This is a genomic window from uncultured Actinobacillus sp. (genome assembly GCF_945915845.1).
Classification (GTDB): Bacteria; Pseudomonadota; Gammaproteobacteria; order Enterobacterales; family Pasteurellaceae; genus Exercitatus.
In genome coordinates this window covers 1-16900 of record NZ_CAMEFX010000016.1, presented here as the reverse complement: position 1 = coordinate 16900, position 16900 = coordinate 1, and the positions used below count along the sequence as shown (strand labels likewise).

The window sequence follows — 16900 nt, the reverse complement described above, 5'->3', positions numbered from 1 at the left end:
AATGAAGCAGGAACAACATGAAAAAACGCACGCTACTTCTCTCTTTTTTACTGGGTACGGCAATGGTATTGACAACACCTACTGCCGGCGCAGAAATTACCCCGACACTACAAAGCTTTAAGTTTCAAGGAAAAAATTATCCGCCCGAAAAAGCTAAAAGCCAGCCCGTAATGCAAACTCAACTCTTAGAACAAATTCAGGCAGCAAAAGAATACGATAATTCTCTCGCTAAGCAATTTAAGGATAATCCCAAATTAATCCCCTTTAATGATTTATTTGAGGAATACAGCAAGGTTTTTAAAAATAATGACGTTCTTTTATTAGACATTTTAAATGGCAACTATAATACGAAAGTGTTAAATGCCTATCTTGCCTATTACGAAAATATGCTCGTAAACTTTAAGCACAATAAAGAACTTTTTGCTGAAAGAGATGGAAATCAAGCTGTTGTGAAAAACCTATCCATTATGTTTGATAAGTTAATGGTGCAACATGATGGACAAATCAAATTCTTCGACCAGCTTAAGAAAATTAATTTGTAATATTTTAATTGCGCCCTATACAAGTGGTATAGGATTGCTTAATCTGAGCCACTCACAGCTCTTACATACAGCCCCAGTGGGGCTGAGTTTAATGAACCTAGCACGGCTCGTGCTAGGTTTGCTCTCGGTGAACATCCCGCGCGTTTAAAGTGCTTTTTCACACCCTATTTTCCTAAATTGTGATCCCCCTCACGGAAACATCTTACTAATTTCTGCACAATAGCCATAACAGGAACAAAAGCTGTGGTGGTGAGTATGAAACATTCCAATCCGTTTTTTCATTTACTCGAAGAACTCAGTTTGCTTATTCTTATTACGCCTGTGGTATTTGGTGTGTTGTTGTATGAACAAGGCATTGAGGGATTTCGGCTAGTTTGTATTGCACTTATTGGCAGTATTTGTGTGTGGGCAGTGTATTTTACCTTGAAGTTATTGCCATACACATCGACAAACAAACCTACGCGAAACTTATCGAAGAAAGAATTCTAAACCAAAAAATAACCTAGCACACGCGGTGCTAGGTCATTAAGTTTCTCGTTGGGACTAAAAAAGATCCGCTATCTTAATTCAGCTGTTTATCCGAAAAAAGATCATCACATTCCCAACCAATATATTCGCCGGAAAGTTGATTCGCCAGTTGTTCAAAATATTCCACTAATTTAAATATTTCCTGCGAATCTAATTTAATTTCCTGTATTAATTTTGCCATATACATCATTTCTTCATCATTTACAGGAACAAGCTCGTCCGTATATTGAATTTGATTAAACGGCACATCACTTAACCGCACTTTTTCAATAAACTTTTGCAAATTATCCTTATCATCAAAATGAAAACGATGCTCAACCACATAAGTCTCACTCAAAGCGCGGTTATTTTGGGTTAACATTTCCAGAATTTCTTCTGTCGCATTGATCTTCATTTCTAATGGCGAAGGCAATAAGAAATCAAAATATAAATCCCATTCCGCATCGCGCTGGGTTTCTATATCATCAACACCGTCAATTTGATTTAACACCGTCAAAAATACCGCAGTATCACTGGTATAGAAATACAATTTCGATTTTCCTGCCGACATAATATTGCCTGCGTAAAGCGTATCAGGCAAAGCAGACAGTTGTGTCAAGGCTTTAAAGGTTTGACGCGTTAAACGTTCATACTCTTCTTCATTAGGCAAGCCTGTTTCATCATCCGTTTCATAAGATAAAGAAAATTGCACCACATGACTCGATTGCGGATGAGGGAATTGTTCAAATAAACTTAAATTTGCTGAAAAAACAGCCACCTTATCATTTAAAGAGGAACGATAGGTTTGCCAATTTTGCTCAATATCCATTTTGCCCCTTATTCAAATGTTGCCCAAATTGGCGCATGATCAGACGGTTTTTCCATTGCGCGAATATCTAAGGCAATACCGGTATCCACACAATGTGCAGCCAATTTTTCATTGGCAAGAATATGATCGATACGCAAACCACGGTTATCGTCAAAGCCTTTTGAACGATAATCAAACCATGAGAATTTATCATTTACCGTTGGGTTTAATTTACGAAACGTATCTTGCAAACCAAAGTCGTAAAGACGTTGATACCATTCGCGTTCTTCAGGTAAAAATGAACATTTTCCTGTGCGCAACCAACGTTTACGATTTTCTTCGCCTATACCAATATCTAAATCTGAGGGGCTGATATTCATATCGCCCATAATCACCACATTTTCAGCCGTTAAGTCTTGTTCTAAGTAACGCTGTAAGTCCGCATAAAATTTCTCTTTTGCAGGAAATTTAGTTTCGTGATTACGCGCTTCCCCTTGTGGAAAATAACCATTAATCACAGTTAATTCACCAAAAGGCGTATCAAAATCCGCCATAATAATACGGCGTTGTGCATCTTCCACATCAGTAGGAAAACCTTTACGCACGGCTTTCGGTTGTTGTTTAGTGAACAAAGCGACACCATAATGCCCTTTTTGTCCGTGATGAAACACGTGGTAACCCAAGTTTTCCACCAACTCATAAGGAAATTGTTCATCTGCCACTTTAATTTCTTGTAAACCTAAGATATCAGGTTGATAAGTCGTAACAAGTTGTTCTAATTGATGTGGACGCGCACGCAATCCGTTAATATTAAAAGAGATAATTTTCATTGGTTGTCCTAGTTGAAATATATTGACGCCATTATACTGATTTTATCGGATTTTACGAAATTTAAACGGCATTATGTCGGGCGTACAAAAGGCATATAACCCATAATATCCAAATTTAATTGGAATTTTCACCGCACTTTTATGCTAAAATCAGGCTGATTTTTTGAAAACAGGATAAATTTATGTTGACCTTAGATCAAGCATTAGAAAAAATGCTCACCGCTTTACCCCGCCCAACACAACACCAAACCTTAGCCATTCAGCAAGCCGCTAATCATATTTGCGCGGAAGATGTGGTTTCCCCCATTAATGTGCCTTCTTTTGATAATTCGGCAATGGACGGCTATGCCGTTCGTCTGGCGGATTTGGCTCAATCCATGACCTTATCTGTAGCCGGCAAATCTTTTGCCGGTAATCCTTTCAACGGTGATTGGATGCCGCAAAGTGCGGTGAGAATTATGACAGGTGCGATGATTCCTGAAGGGGCTGATGCGGTAGTGATGCAAGAAGAAGTTACACTGAATGAAGATGGTACGGTAACCTTTTCTACATTGCCTAAATTGAACCAAAATATTCGCCGTGTCGGTGAAGATGTGAAAAAAGGTGATGTGGTCTTAAAACAAGGTTCGCCGCTTAATAGTGTTTCATTACCACTACTGGCTTCTTTAGGTATTGCAGAAGTCGCGGTGTTCCCACGTTTAAAAGTCGCCGTGCTTTCCACAGGCGATGAACTGGTTCCCGTAGGTCAACCTTTAGGGCAAGGGCAAATTTACGACACCAATCGTTTTGCCGTAAAATTAATGTTAGAAAAGTTACACTGTGACGTAATTGATTTTGGTATCTTACCTGACAATCAAGAACAGTTTGAAAAAGCCTTTGTCGAAGCGCAATCACAAGCAGATTTAGTCATTACCAGTGGTGGCGTTTCTGTCGGTGAAGCGGATTTTACCAAAACTGTATTAGAAAAAGTCGGTTCTGTGAACTTCTGGAAACTTGCTATTAAACCAGGAAAACCTTTTGCCTTTGGAAAATTAGAAAATGCTTGGTTCTGCGGCCTACCCGGTAATCCTGTTTCTGCCTTGGTGACCTTTTATCAATTAGTTCAACCGGTGATTGCCCGATTATCAGGCGCCCATTACCAACGCTCAACTCAACTGCCTGCGCTGGCGAAAACCCCTATGAAAAAAGGTGTCGGACGCTTAGATTTCCAACGGGGTTTTTACCGCGTCAATGAACAAGGGCAAATTGAAGTGGAACCGGTCGGCTTCCAAGGCTCGCATTTATTTAGTGCCTTTGTAAAAGCCAACTGTTTTATTGTATTAGAGCAAGAACGCGGCAACGTTAGCGCAGGCGAAATTGTGACCATAGAACCCTTTAACCATTTGTTAGCATAAATTATGGCTGAGTTAAGTTATCAAGAAGAATTGCGTTATAACCGTCAAATTATACTGAAAGCAGTAGATTTTGACGGACAAGAAAAACTTAAAGACAGCAAAATGCTCATTGTGGGTTTAGGCGGTTTAGGCTGTGCGGCAAGTCAATATCTTGCTGCCGCCGGCGTGGGACATTTAACCTTGCTGGATTTTGATACCGTATCCCTGTCAAATCTACAACGTCAGGTGTTGCATAACGACAGTCGATTAGAAATGCCCAAAGTGCAATCAGCACAAATTGCGTTGCAAGAGATCAATCCACATATCGAGATTCAAACGATTAATGGTTTGCTCAGCGAAGAAAAACTGACGGAAATCATACCGCACTTTGATGTCATTTTAGATTGCACGGATAATGTGGATATTCGTAACCAATTGGATCGCTGTTGCCGGCAAGCGAAAATCCCGCTGATTTCAGGGGCGGCAATTCGCTTTGAAGGACAGGTTTCCGTGTTTACCTACGAACCCAATACCCCGACTTATCGCACTTTAAGCCAACTCTTTGGTGATAATGTATTAAGCTGTGTCGAAGCAGGGGTAATTTCCCCAATCGTGGGCATTGTCGGCTCAATTCAGGCCTTAGAAGCCCTAAAAGTGCGGTTAAAAATTGGCACGAATTTATGTGGTCGATTATTGATGATCGATGGCTTAAATATGGCAATACGGGAAATTAAATTGCCGTCTGCGTAAATTCCAGTACAATACAAAAAATTTAGTTATAAGAGAACCACTATGGCACGTAAACCCACAGAATTAGATTTTGAAAGCACCTTATCGCAATTAGAAACCATTGTTTCACGCTTAGAAAATGGCGATTTACCCTTAGAAGACGCCTTAAAAGAATTTGAAGCCGGCGTGAAATTAGCCAAAATCGGGCAAGAACGCTTACAGCAAGCGGAACAACGTATTCAAATTTTGTTGCAGAAAAATGAAAACGCCCCTTTAGACGATTATCAAGCTGAAGAATAATATGAGCCAATACGATTTCAAACAGGATTTACAACACATCCAGCAGCATATTAATGATTTTATGCTAGAGCAATTTTCTGCCATTGACAGCCAACCGTCTCCGCTAGCAGACGCAATGAAATATGGGTTATTACTAGGTGGCAAGCGTATCCGCCCATTTTTAGTGTATGCCACAGGCACAATGCTCGGCGCAACCCAAGCTCACTTGGATCATGCAGCAGCCGCAATTGAATGTATCCACGCGTATTCGCTGATTCACGATGATCTGCCTGCAATGGATAACGATGCCTTACGCCGTGGGCAGCCGACTTGCCACATTGCCTATGATCACGCCACCGCTATTCTCGCAGGCGATGCCTTGCAAACATTGGCTTTTGAAATTCTGACTAAATCCACCGCACTTTCTGCGGAACAACAACTACGTTTAGTGCAAATATTAGCGCAAGCTTCAGGCGTGCAAGGTATGTGTCTGGGACAAAGTTTAGATTTAATTTCAGAACATAAACAAGTCTCACTGACAGAATTAGAACGTATTCATCGTAATAAAACCGGTGCGTTACTCTCAGCCGCCGTGACGATGGGTTTTCTTTGTTCACCACAATGGCAAAACAAGACCTTAGAACAGAAACTGGCCCGTTATTCCGCTGCCATCGGTCTCGCCTTTCAAGTACAAGATGATATTTTAGACATTGAAGGCAATCAGGCAGAAATCGGTAAACCTGTCGGTTCTGATTTAGATTTAGATAAAAGCACTTACCCTAAATTATTAGGTTTAGAAGGTGCCAAACAAAAAGCACAAGAGCTATATCAAAGTGCGGTGACGGTTTTGGATGAAATTGAAGCAGACACCACAGTATTACGTGCGTTAGCTGGATTTATCATTCAGCGGAAGAATTAGCATTTTCGACTTTCTTTTAACACCCGACAAAATCAAGTACAATGGCGAAGTTTATTTTTATTTACAAATTGATGATTTCAAGCAATGACAAAATACCCTTTACTTTCTCAAATTAATAGTCCGGACGATCTTCGTGCGTTCAATAAAGAGCAATTACCTCAAATTTGTGATGAATTACGCGCTTATTTGCTTGAATCAGTAAGTCAAAGCAGCGGGCATTTATCCTCCGGTTTAGGTTGTGTAGAATTAACCGTTGCCCTCCATTACGTATATAAAACGCCTTTCGACCAACTGATTTGGGATGTCGGACATCAGGCTTATCCCCACAAAATCCTGACCGGTCGCAGAGATAGAATGTCTACTATTCGACAAAAAAACGGTATTCATCCATTTCCTTGGCGCGAAGAAAGTGAATTTGATGTCTTGAGTGTGGGACATTCTTCTACCTCCATTAGTGCAGGACTAGGCATTGCCGTTGCCGCTGAAAAAGAAAATGCAGGTCGAAAAACTGTTTGTGTGATTGGTGATGGTGCGATTACCGCCGGTATGGCGTTTGAAGCCTTAAACCATGCAGGCGCATTACATACAGACATGCTCGTTATCTTAAATGACAATGAGATGTCTATTTCTAAAAATGTGGGGGCATTAAATAATCATTTAGCCCGTCTCTTTTCCGGGTCACTTTATACCAACGTACGTGATAGCAGCAAAAAATTACTGGATAAAGTACCGTCTGTTAAAAACTTTATGAAAAAAACAGAAGAACACATGAAAGGCGTGATGTTCTCTCCTGAAAGTACCTTATTTGAAGAACTGGGCTTTAACTATATTGGGCCAATTGATGGACATAATATCGAAGAATTAGTGGCAACCTTGCAAAATATGCGAGAGCTAAAAGGCCCACAGTTCTTACATATTCGCACTAAAAAAGGCAAAGGCTATGCCCCGGCAGAAAACGACCCTATTGGTTTCCATGGTGTGCCTAAATTTGATCCGGCAAGTGGTACCTTACCTAAAAGTAATTCCAAACCAACCTACTCTCAAATTTTTGGTAACTGGTTATGCGAAATGGCAGAAAAAGATCCGCACTTAGTGGGGATTACGCCTGCCATGTGCGAAGGTTCTGGTATGGTGGAATTTTCTCAACGTTTTCCAAACCAATATTTTGATGTGGCAATTGCGGAACAACATGCAGTCACCTTTGCTGCCGGCTTGGCAATTGGCGGCTATAAACCAGTTGTTGCCATTTATTCCAGTTTTCTACAACGTGCTTACGATCAGCTTATTCACGATGTCGCAATCCAAAATCTGCCTGTATTATTTGCCATTGACCGTGCAGGTGTGGTAGGGGCAGATGGACAAACTCACCAAGGCGCATTCGATGTATCATTTATGCGTTGTATTCCTAACTTGGTGGTGATGACGCCAAGTGATGAAAATGAATGCCGTCAAATGCTCTATACCGGTTATCAATGCGGAAAACCTGCAGCTGTACGTTATCCTCGTGGTAACGCCGTTGGTGTTGAATTGGCACCACTACAAATGCTTGAATTAGGTAAATCAAGACTCATTCGTCAAGGTAAAAATGTTGCTATTTTGAATTTCGGTACTTTGTTACCACAAGCCATTGAAGTCGCTGAAAAAATTAACGCTACCGTAATTGATATGCGTTTTGTAAAACCTATTGATGAAGATCGCATTTTAGAAACTGCACAAAGCCATAAATTAATTGTCACCTTAGAAGAAAATGCAATTCAAGGGGGAGCGGGCTCTGCCGTGGCTGAAGTGTTAAATTCTCATCAAGAAAACACCGCACTTTTACAATTAGGTTTACCTGATTTCTTTATTCCGCAAGGTACACAACAAGAAATTATGGCAGACTTAGGTTTAGATGCGAAAGGTATTGAAGAAAAAATTCAACAATTTTTGAAAAAATAACAAAATGGATTGAACTATTTTTATCTTATCAAGTCTGAGTTATTGCTAGTGCGCTGCTATTGAGAAATATCAGTCGTCTTTTTTATAAATATTCTTAACTTTTTATTCGCCGCTATCCCTTTGATAGCGGTTTTTTTATATTATTTCTTCACTACTTTAAGGTATATTGCAGTAATAAAAAAGGACACCCTAAGGTGTCCTAATTCTATGCTTTAAATTAAAGCGCAGATTTTGCTTTTTCAACTAAAGCAGCAAAAGCCACTTTGTCGAATACAGCGATGTCAGCAAGAATCTTACGGTCGATTTCAACAGATGCTTTTTTCAAGCCATTGATGAATTTGCTGTAAGATAAACCGTTTTGACGCGCTGCCGCGTTGATACGTGCAATCCATAATTGACGGAATTGACGTTTACGTTGACGACGGTCACGGTAAGCATATTGTGCAGCTTTAACTACTGCTTGGAAAGCAACGCGATACACGCGTGAACGTGCACCATAATAACCTTTAGCAGCCTTAAGAACTTTCTTATGGCGTGCTCTTGCAATAACACCACGTTTTACACGAGCCATTATTTAATCTCCTAATGTATATTAATAACTAAAATTTACTTGACGTACGTTTGCTTAACGGCTTATGCGTATGGTAAGCAAGCTACAACTAAAACTTGGTCTGCTTTCGCAACCATTGATTTATGACGTAGATGACGTTTACGTTTAGTAGTTTTCTTAGTCAAAATATGACGTAAGTGAGATTGTTTACGTTTGAAACCGCCAGAAGCTGTTTTTTTGAAACGCTTCGCAGCACCACGTACTGTTTTAATTTTAGGCATTGTTTTATAAACTCCGCATTGTTTTTGTTAATACAACGATAATCAGGCGAAAAACAGGTTTATTTCAAACCGCGCTTTTACTTGGAAAGCACTGCTTATCTCTAAAAATCGCTTACGCGATATGGCTTAATTAAAAGCCTAAAGCAAATCAGGCTGCTGAGTCTGCCTGTGGATTGCTCTGTTTTTCAGATGCGAAAAACGGACGAATTTTACAAAATCCATCCGTTTTATGCAAGAAAATATTATTTTTTCTTCGGTGCAATCACCATTACTGCTTGGCGACCTTCTAATTTACCTGGCGCTGATTCTACTGCCGCCACTTCTGATGTATCTTGCTTAACACGTTCTAATACATCAAAACCAATTTCTTGGTGAGCCATTTCGCGACCACGGAAACGCACGGTAATTTTTACTTTGTCGCCGTCTTCTAAGAAACGCATAATGCTACGAAGTTTAACTTGGTAGTCTCCCTCGTCTGTACCCGGACGGAATTTAATTTCCTTCACTTGTACTACTTTTTGTTTTTTCTTCTGCTCTTTTGCGGCTTTTTCTTTCTCGTAAATGAATTTACCGTAATTCATAATACGACAAACAGGTGGCTCAGCATTTGGACTAATTTCCACTAAATCCAAATCTGCTTCTTCTGCTCTTGCAAGCGCATCTTGCAATGAAACAATACCTACTTGCTCGCCATTCTCATCCGTTAAGCGAACTTCTTTAATACCGCGAATTTCATCATTAAGACGATGGGCGCGATTTGATTGAACACGTTTTACAGGTTTAATAGTGTTATTCCTTCTAGTAAATTTAACTCACTGTAATTGCCAACAAAGTATAAATAGACTCTCTTGGCTTATTCTTTTTTACAAAACGCCGAAATTCTATAGGAATTCAAGTGATTATGCAATAGACAATCCTTGTTCTCGGTGAAAAGGATAGACATGTGCCTATCCTTTATTCTTCCTTATAAGAAGTTGGAATTAATAAAAATGACAAGAATAATCAATGGAATAACAAATTTCACATAATTAAACCAGAGTTTTGTAAAGGTTTTTCCCGCGCCTAATTCTCTTTTTGCTTCATCTTTAAGCACATAACCGACAAAAATCGCGCTACCAAGTGCGGTCAAAATAAACAAAATATTGCCACTGGCATAATCAAAGGCATCAAAAATACTTTGCCCCCCAATAGAAATATGCCCCCAAACATTATCACCCAACACAGAAGGAATATTGCCTAAAATAAAGGTTCCCACTAAGACTAAGGTAATGGCTTGTTTTCGACTAAATGCCGTTTTTTCTTGCACCGCGGTAACCAACACTTCATAAATTGTAATGGATGTCGTCAATGCGGCGGTAATCAACAAGCTAAAGAAAACGGTGGCAAATATGCCCCCTGCCCACATATGAGAAAAAACAATCGGCAAACTTTGGAACACTAAAGTGGGCCCTGAATTGGGGGCAACATTAAAAGTAAACAACGAAGGGAAAATCATAAAGCCGGCGGCAAGTGCAATCAGCGTATTGATCACACCGGTAATCGTTGCTGTACGCACTAAATTTTCTTGTTTAGACAGATAACTTGATAAGGTAATCAATACCCCAAAACCAAGGCTCAAAGCAAAGAATACTTGCCCTAACACGAAGACAAATAACTCTTTTGTGATTTTTGAAAAATCAGGCACAAGGTAGAATTTAATACCTTCTATCGCACCCGGTAAGGTGATATTCCGAATAATCATAATAATTAAACAGATAAATAATAACGGCATCAAAATTTTCACAGAACGCTCAATGCCATCTTTTATCCCCTTAATTAAAATGACGTAATTCGCTGCCACAAAAAGTGCGGTGTAAATGAGCACAGTAATGGGCGAGTTTTTAATTTTGTCATTAAAAAATGCAGATGTTGTTTCAATGGTGACATGCTCGGATAAATCTAAGTTACCTGAAATAAGGCTGCCAATATAGGTCAACACCCAACCGCCTAACACCATATAATAGGCAAGAATGCCAAAGGAGCCTAATAACCCCATATAACCTAAGATTTTCCACGCGCCAGCAATTTTCTTCCCATTGACTTCCCCACCAAAGGCATCAATGGAATTGACTTGCATGCGTCGACCAATCACATTTTCTACTAAAATCATCGGAATCCCGATAACGATCATCGCAATACAAAACAGTAATACATAAGCCCCTCCGCCATTCTCACCGACTAAATAAGGAAAACGCCAGGTTGCGCCAAATCCCACCGTTGCCCCGGCGACGGTTAATATATAAGTCAGTTGACTAGACCAAGACTGTCGTATTTTCTTTGTGTTAACACTCATATTTCACCTCGTTTTTGGATAGCCAAAACGCCCGTCTGTGATAACACACAGAGGGACGTTCTCATACAACTCGGCTTGATATTTTGATTAAGCGTTTAACGCCACTTGTGGTTCGGTATATTCAATGCCAAAGGCATCGCTCACACCTTTAAACGTGCATTTACCGTTATAGGTATTTAAACCTTGCAATAAGGCAGGATCAGATAAACAGGCGGCTTTAACACCTAATGCCGCAATTTTTAAGCCATATTCTAAGGTTGAATCAGTTAAACCTAATGTCGATGTGCGCGCCACACAACCCGGCATGTTTGCCACACAATAATGAATCACGCCATCAATCTCATAAATGGGGTCATTGTGCGTAGTGGCTTTTGAGGTCTCAAAACAACCACCTTGATCAATCGCCACATCCACCAACACTGCGCCTTTTTTCATCAATTTCAAATCATCTTTGCGCAATAAGTGCGGTGCTTTTGCTCCCGGAATTAAGACGGCCCCAATTACCACATCCGCTTCAGGTAACAAGCTCAAAATATTACCGCGCGAACTCGTCAAGGTTTTAATACGCATATCAAAAATTTGATCGATATAAGCTAAGCGTGCCGCATTAATATCTAAAATGGTCACATCAGCCCCAATACCCATCGCCACTTGAGCCGCATTCAACCCCACCACGCCTGCACCTAAAATCACCACTTTCGCTTTAGGTGTGCCGGCTGTACCACTTAATAACACCCCGGCACCGCCAAAGGTTTTTTGAATATATTTCGCCGCTTCCAAGGTTGCCAAACGTCCGGCAATAGAACTCATTGGCGCGAGGCAAGGCAAACCTGTTGGGGTTTTAATGGTTTCATAAGCGATAGATTGAATGTTACGTTCAAGCAACATATCGGTAAGTGGTTTATCTGCGGCAAGATGAAGATAGGTATAAAGGATTTGGTTTTCTCTAAAATAAGGATATTCACATTCAATCGGTTCTTTCACTTTGATGATCATATCACTTTTTTCAAATAGCGTTGTTTTATCTGTGATAATCGCCCCCGCAGCTTGATAAGCTTCATCGGCAAATCCGATTTCTGCTCCCGCGCCCTGCTCAATATAAACAGTATGGACTGCTTCCACATAGGATTGAACATTAGCAGGGGTTAAACCAACACGATATTCCTGAACTTTTACTTCTTTTGGACAACCTATAATCATAATATCCTCCTTAATGAGATTGATGTTCGATGAGTGATTTAGGTGTACAACATTCTGAAAAGCGTAACCAGCTTATTAAAAATGTTAAATCGAGCAATTGGTAACATTTATGTTACATTATAGTTACTTTTTGATAAAATTTTGTGAATATGCTCACATTTTGAAAAATAAGTGCAAAAGTGCGGTTAAAAATTTCATTTTCTTGACCGCGCTTTGTGGATTAAATTTACAAATAAAAGTTGACAGCTTAATGACTTAACCGCAAACTATGGCACAATTATTTAAGGAGATTTTTATGACAATCAAACACATAAAAAAATTAGCGTTCATTCTAGGATCTGCGGTTTTGCTACAAGGTTGTGTAGCGGCGGTAGTGGGCGGCGCGGCAATAGGTGGTAAAATTGCCACAGACCCTCGTACAACCGGCACGCAAATTGATGACGAAACCTTAGAATTTAAAGTTTATGATGCCATTACTAAAGATGAGCAAATTAAAGCCGAAGGACGTACTGTCGTAGTGGCTTATAGCGGTCGTGTATTATTAATCGGTCAAATGCCGAATGAGATGTCCAAAGAAACAGCAACTAGCTTAACCAAAGGCGTTGAAGGCGTAAATGATAACGAGGTTTACAATGAAATGACCATTGGCACGCCAATTAGTCTTTCACAACGTGCACAAGACAGTTGGATCACCACTAAAGTAAAATCCAATATGCTGGTTGATGCCAAAGTTAAAACGACTGACGTTAAAGCTATCACTGAAAATGCAACCGTATATTTAATGGGCAATGTCACCCAAGATCAAGCCACTGCGGCAGCCAAAATTGCCAGTGAAGTGAGCGGTGTAAAACAGGTGATGAAAGTATTTAAATATTTAGATTAATTTGTGTCATAGGGCGGATTTCATGTCCGCCCATACCATCGTCAAACCTCACACCGCCGTCAATTCATCCGCAATCACTTCCGCTTGTTCCAACACAAATTGGATTGCCTCATCGCATTTATCCGGTGGATATTTGAATAATCTCAACGTTACACGCACCAAGTTTCGCATTTTGGCACGCACGGCTTCTTTGTATTGCCAGTCGATAGTGGCGGATTTACGCAGTTTATCGGTAATCGCTTTTGCTAAGTTTTTCAAGGCTTCATCGCCCAATTCTCGTACCGCACTTTCATTGCGAGCAAGGGCATCGTAAAAGGCAATTTCTGCTGGCGATAAACCTAATTTTTCACCACGTTGTAAACGCTCCGTGAAATCTTTTGCCATCTTAATCAATTCATCAAGCACATCTAAAATGCTAATGGTGTGATTATTATATTTACGCATCGCTTCCGCTAAACGTTGCTCGAAATCCTTTTGTACCGCAATATTCACACCACCTTTATTCTGAATTTCAGCACGAAGATACCGCTCTACCGCAAGCAACCACAGATGTTTTGTCTTACTTTTCCCGACTTTGTCTAAGAATTCTTCAGATAATAAACTAATATTAGGTTGGTCGCGATGTAACATATCCAACAAATTCACAGCACCATCTGCCTGCACAGCCCGATTGATTAGCCCTACCAATTTCAATTGACGATCTGCCATATTGGTTTTATCGCCTGGCGAACGTTTCGCAATAATCGCACGCACAGCATCATAAAAGGCAAGCTCTTTCTCATATGTCTTGACACTAGGTAAAGTCCCACACAAACAATACCCCTTTTTCGCACTACGAACCGCATTCAAAAAGACTTTGCGGCGAGAATTTTCTGAAGAAGTGCGATCACTTTGGTTTTTATTTTCTTGATGATCTAACCCAATAATATGGTTGCCACCCAACATAATTTGATGGAACAACGCTGTTTCATCTTCTAACTGCAACACATCATTCAGTTTAAAACTTTCACCTTTCACAGGTGTTGCAAATAGCACACGAATAATGTCGAAATATTCCAGCATCTTGGCTTTCACTTTCGCAATATCCACGATAATTTCGCCTTTACCGTTTGCACGCGAATATTCCAATTTCGCTTCTTTCAGTTCTTCCACAATACCTACATAATCCACAATCAAACCGCCATTTTCACGGCTTTTATTGCGGAACACACGGTTTACGCGTGCAATCGCCTGCATTAAATTATGTCCACGCATTGGTTTATCGATATAAATGGTATTACAACAAGGGGCATCAAAACCTGTTAGCCACATATCACGCACAATCACAATTTTCAGCGGATCGTCAGGATCTTTAAAACGGCGTTCCAACAGCTTTTTATCTTGCGCAGAATAAATATGCCTTTGAATTTCATCAGAATCGTCTGCCGAACCCGTCATCACAATTTTAATCACCCCTTCATTCACATCATTACTATGCCACTCGGGACGAAGTGCGGTGATTTTTTCATACAATTTCACACAAATTTGACGACTCATCGTCACCAACATTGCCTTACTTTCTACTAAAGCACTACGTTGCTCAAAATGTTGCACAAAATCTTCAGCAAGGCGTTGCAAACGCTCATCTGTTCCCATCAACGTCTCACGCAAACGGAAACGGTAGGAATTTTCATCTTCAACAAATAAATCTTGTGCTTCTTTCACTGCATTTTCAAAGTCACTACTCGCATCAATCTTAATTTGACGCGGTTCATAAGATAACGGCACCGTTGCCCCATCTTTCACTGCATCATCAAAGTCATAAATTGACACATATTTGCCAAATACCGCTTGGGTATCTTTATCTTCAAGACTAATCGGCGTGCCGGTAAAGCCAATAAAAGAGGCATTTGGCAAAGCATCACGCAAATGTTTTGCATAGCCGACACGGTATGTCCCTGTGCAGTTTTTATCGTTCAGTTTCACACTTTGGCTAAAACCATATTGCGAACGGTGAGCCTCATCGCTGATCACAATAATATTGTGTCGCTCGTTTAACACAGGGTGAGCCTGCTCGCCCTCTTGCAAACCGAATTTCTGAATAGTGGTAAAAATCACACCGCCTGTTTCTCGCTTGGCAAGTTCTTCACGCAACGCCTCCCTGCCGTCTGCTTGCACAGGTTGCTGACGAATTAACGCCTGACCGCCTGAAAAGGTGGCATAAAGCTGACCGTCCAAATCATTGCGGTCGGTAACCACCACAATGGTCGGGTTGCGTAACTCCGCTTGCGACAACAATTTGCCCGCATAAAACAACATCGACAACGACTTGCCCGAACCTTGTGTATGCCACATCACCCCGATTTTGCCATTGCCCTGCTCGCTCGCCGCCCACAGCGTACAATCCACCGCTTCATTTACGCCGTAGAATTGATGATAAGCGGCAATTTTCTTCACCAAACGACCGCTTGAGGTTTGCTCAAACACAATAAAATTTTGGATATAATCCAACAAACTCGCAGGGTTAAGCAAACCACGCACCAAGCCTTCCAACTCGTGTTCAAAGGAAATACGTTGCTTGTTCTTCTCGTCCACCACACGCCAAGGGGTAAACCGCTCCAAATCTGCCGTGAGCGAACCGACCTTCGCCAAAATACCATCGCTGATCACAAGGGCTTGGTTATACACAAACAGATCGCCGATTTCCTGCTTATACGTCTGCAACTGATTAAACGCCTGTGGCAAATCCGCATTCTCTTTCAAAGGATTTTTCAGCTCCAACACCACCACAGGCAAGCCATTGATATAACAAATCACATCAGGACGGCGATTACCCTTCCGCCCCAAAATCGTCAGCTGGTTCACCACATCAAAACGGTTCAGGCTTGGCTGTTGAAAATCAATCAAACGGGCAAACTCCACCTTTTGCTCATCATTTTCCCGATATTCCACCCGAACGCCCTCACGCAAATAGCGATAGGCTTGCTGATTACGCTCCGTTAAATCCGTAATATCCGTTTTGCACACCAACGCCACCACTTCATCCACCGTGGCAGACGGCAACTGCGGATTTAACCGCTCCACCGCCTCACGCAACACCGAACGAAACACCACCTCGTCCGTCCGCAACCGCCAAGGATTTTCCCCATCGGCATTGATGGTCGAACCGTGCGTATAATCCCAACCCAATTCCTGCAAAAATCGCAAACAGGCTTGTTCAATGGTGTTTTCGTTGATGAGCATTGTTTTTTCCTTTTTTGTTTGTCTATCCTGTAGGGGCGACACATCTTTCGCCCCTTGTATATTAATTTTGTGATCCATATTCCAAAAATCATACAATATGATTGATGAATATCTCTTCTATCTCTATTCTTTTACCTGTTAATGCATAGTTGCACTGTGCATTTTTTTGTTATATATTCATTGAGAGAAAGCTAATGTTTAACCTAACCTATGCGCACTTTCGGGATAGCTATCTTTATCGTTTTTTCCAATATGGCGAAACAGATAGCAAAATCCCTGCGAATTTAAGGAAAGTGCTTGCGCGTAAATTAGATATGATCAACGCAGCGGAAAATCTTAACGACTTACGTATTCCCCCTGCAAATCATCTCGAATTATTAGAGCCGAAAGAGAATAAGATGTACTCCATTCGGGTCAATAAACAATATCGATTAATATTTAAATTTGACAATAACAGGTTATCTCATTTGTATTTAGATCCCCATACTTACGACTTATAAGGACCCC

17 protein-coding genes are annotated in these 16900 nt (G+C 40.7%); 9 read left to right on the top strand and 8 right to left on the bottom strand.

What is annotated here, in order from left to right:
• The first annotated feature begins 17 nt into the window (after positions 1-17).
• Positions 18-542 carry a hypothetical protein gene (locus Q0O89_RS05535; RefSeq protein ID WP_293730731.1) on the top strand — a complete coding sequence of 175 codons (525 nt, stop codon included), beginning with the start codon at positions 18-20 and terminating at the stop codon, positions 540-542.
• A gap of 255 nt (positions 543-797) precedes the next feature.
• On the top strand, positions 798-1031 hold the full coding sequence (locus Q0O89_RS05530; RefSeq protein WP_135710064.1) for a hypothetical protein: 234 nt from the start codon (positions 798-800) through the stop codon (positions 1029-1031).
• 73 nt (positions 1032-1104) lie between these two features.
• On the opposite strand, the gene Q0O89_RS05525 is transcribed toward Q0O89_RS05530, so the two are convergent.
• Positions 1105-1878 carry a TIGR01619 family protein gene (locus Q0O89_RS05525; protein ID WP_293730730.1) on the bottom strand — a complete coding sequence of 258 codons (774 nt, stop codon included), beginning with the start codon at positions 1876-1878 and terminating at the stop codon, positions 1105-1107.
• Positions 1879-1886: 8 nt separating this feature from the next.
• Complete coding sequence (xthA, locus tag Q0O89_RS05520; protein WP_293730729.1) at positions 1887-2687, bottom strand: exodeoxyribonuclease III; 801 nt, start codon at positions 2685-2687, stop codon at positions 1887-1889.
• Between the two features lie 182 nt (positions 2688-2869).
• On the opposite strand from xthA, the gene moeA reads away from it, so the two are divergent.
• The 5 genes from moeA to dxs all read left to right on the top strand — a co-directional run bounded on the left by moeA (position 2870) and on the right by dxs (position 7925).
• On the top strand, positions 2870-4081 hold the full coding sequence (gene moeA, locus Q0O89_RS05515) for a molybdopterin molybdotransferase MoeA (protein WP_293730728.1): 1212 nt from the start codon (positions 2870-2872) through the stop codon (positions 4079-4081).
• Positions 4082-4084: 3 nt separating this feature from the next.
• A complete protein-coding gene (gene moeB, locus Q0O89_RS05510; protein WP_273317815.1) occupies positions 4085-4810 on the top strand; it encodes a molybdopterin-synthase adenylyltransferase MoeB in 726 nt (241 codons plus the stop codon).
• 42 nt (positions 4811-4852) lie between these two features.
• Positions 4853-5089, top strand: coding sequence for an exodeoxyribonuclease VII small subunit (xseB, locus tag Q0O89_RS05505; RefSeq protein ID WP_135710069.1), 237 nt, complete (start codon positions 4853-4855; stop codon positions 5087-5089).
• Position 5090: 1 nt separating this feature from the next.
• Positions 5091-5987 carry a (2E,6E)-farnesyl diphosphate synthase gene (gene ispA / locus Q0O89_RS05500; RefSeq protein WP_293730726.1) on the top strand — a complete coding sequence of 299 codons (897 nt, stop codon included), beginning with the start codon at positions 5091-5093 and terminating at the stop codon, positions 5985-5987.
• Between the two features lie 84 nt (positions 5988-6071).
• Entirely contained in the window at positions 6072-7925 is a 1854-nt protein-coding gene (gene dxs, locus Q0O89_RS05495; RefSeq protein ID WP_293730724.1) for a 1-deoxy-D-xylulose-5-phosphate synthase, read from the top strand.
• A gap of 217 nt (positions 7926-8142) precedes the next feature.
• Here the strand turns inward: dxs and rplT are convergent, their stop codons facing one another.
• From rplT to ald, 5 genes are all read right to left on the bottom strand, one after another.
• Positions 8143-8496, bottom strand: coding sequence for a 50S ribosomal protein L20 (gene rplT, locus Q0O89_RS05490; protein WP_006249240.1), 354 nt, complete (start codon positions 8494-8496; stop codon positions 8143-8145).
• A gap of 62 nt (positions 8497-8558) precedes the next feature.
• Positions 8559-8756 carry a 50S ribosomal protein L35 gene (gene rpmI / locus Q0O89_RS05485; RefSeq protein WP_005596065.1) on the bottom strand — a complete coding sequence of 66 codons (198 nt, stop codon included), beginning with the start codon at positions 8754-8756 and terminating at the stop codon, positions 8559-8561.
• A 242-nt stretch (positions 8757-8998) separates the two neighbouring features.
• Positions 8999-9541 (bottom strand): translation initiation factor IF-3, encoded by a 543-nt coding sequence (infC, locus tag Q0O89_RS05480; RefSeq protein WP_135710072.1) that lies wholly within the window; start codon positions 9539-9541, stop codon positions 8999-9001.
• Between the two features lie 179 nt (positions 9542-9720).
• On the bottom strand, positions 9721-11088 hold the full coding sequence (locus tag Q0O89_RS05475; protein WP_293730673.1) for a sodium-dependent transporter: 1368 nt from the start codon (positions 11086-11088) through the stop codon (positions 9721-9723).
• Between the two features lie 87 nt (positions 11089-11175).
• Complete coding sequence (gene ald, locus Q0O89_RS05470; RefSeq protein WP_273396652.1) at positions 11176-12288, bottom strand: alanine dehydrogenase; 1113 nt, start codon at positions 12286-12288, stop codon at positions 11176-11178.
• A gap of 295 nt (positions 12289-12583) precedes the next feature.
• On the opposite strand from ald, the gene dolP reads away from it, so the two are divergent.
• Positions 12584-13171, top strand: coding sequence for a division/outer membrane stress-associated lipid-binding lipoprotein (gene dolP, locus Q0O89_RS05465; protein ID WP_293730672.1), 588 nt, complete (start codon positions 12584-12586; stop codon positions 13169-13171).
• Between the two features lie 48 nt (positions 13172-13219).
• Here dolP and Q0O89_RS05460 read toward each other — a convergent pair whose 3' ends face one another.
• On the bottom strand, positions 13220-16393 hold the full coding sequence (locus Q0O89_RS05460) for a type I restriction endonuclease subunit R (protein ID WP_293730671.1): 3174 nt from the start codon (positions 16391-16393) through the stop codon (positions 13220-13222).
• Between the two features lie 194 nt (positions 16394-16587).
• Here Q0O89_RS05460 and Q0O89_RS05455 point away from each other — a divergent pair, with 194 nt between their 5' ends.
• Positions 16588-16893, top strand: coding sequence for a type II toxin-antitoxin system RelE/ParE family toxin (locus Q0O89_RS05455; RefSeq protein ID WP_293730670.1), 306 nt, complete (start codon positions 16588-16590; stop codon positions 16891-16893).
• Positions 16894-16900: the final 7 nt, after the last annotated feature.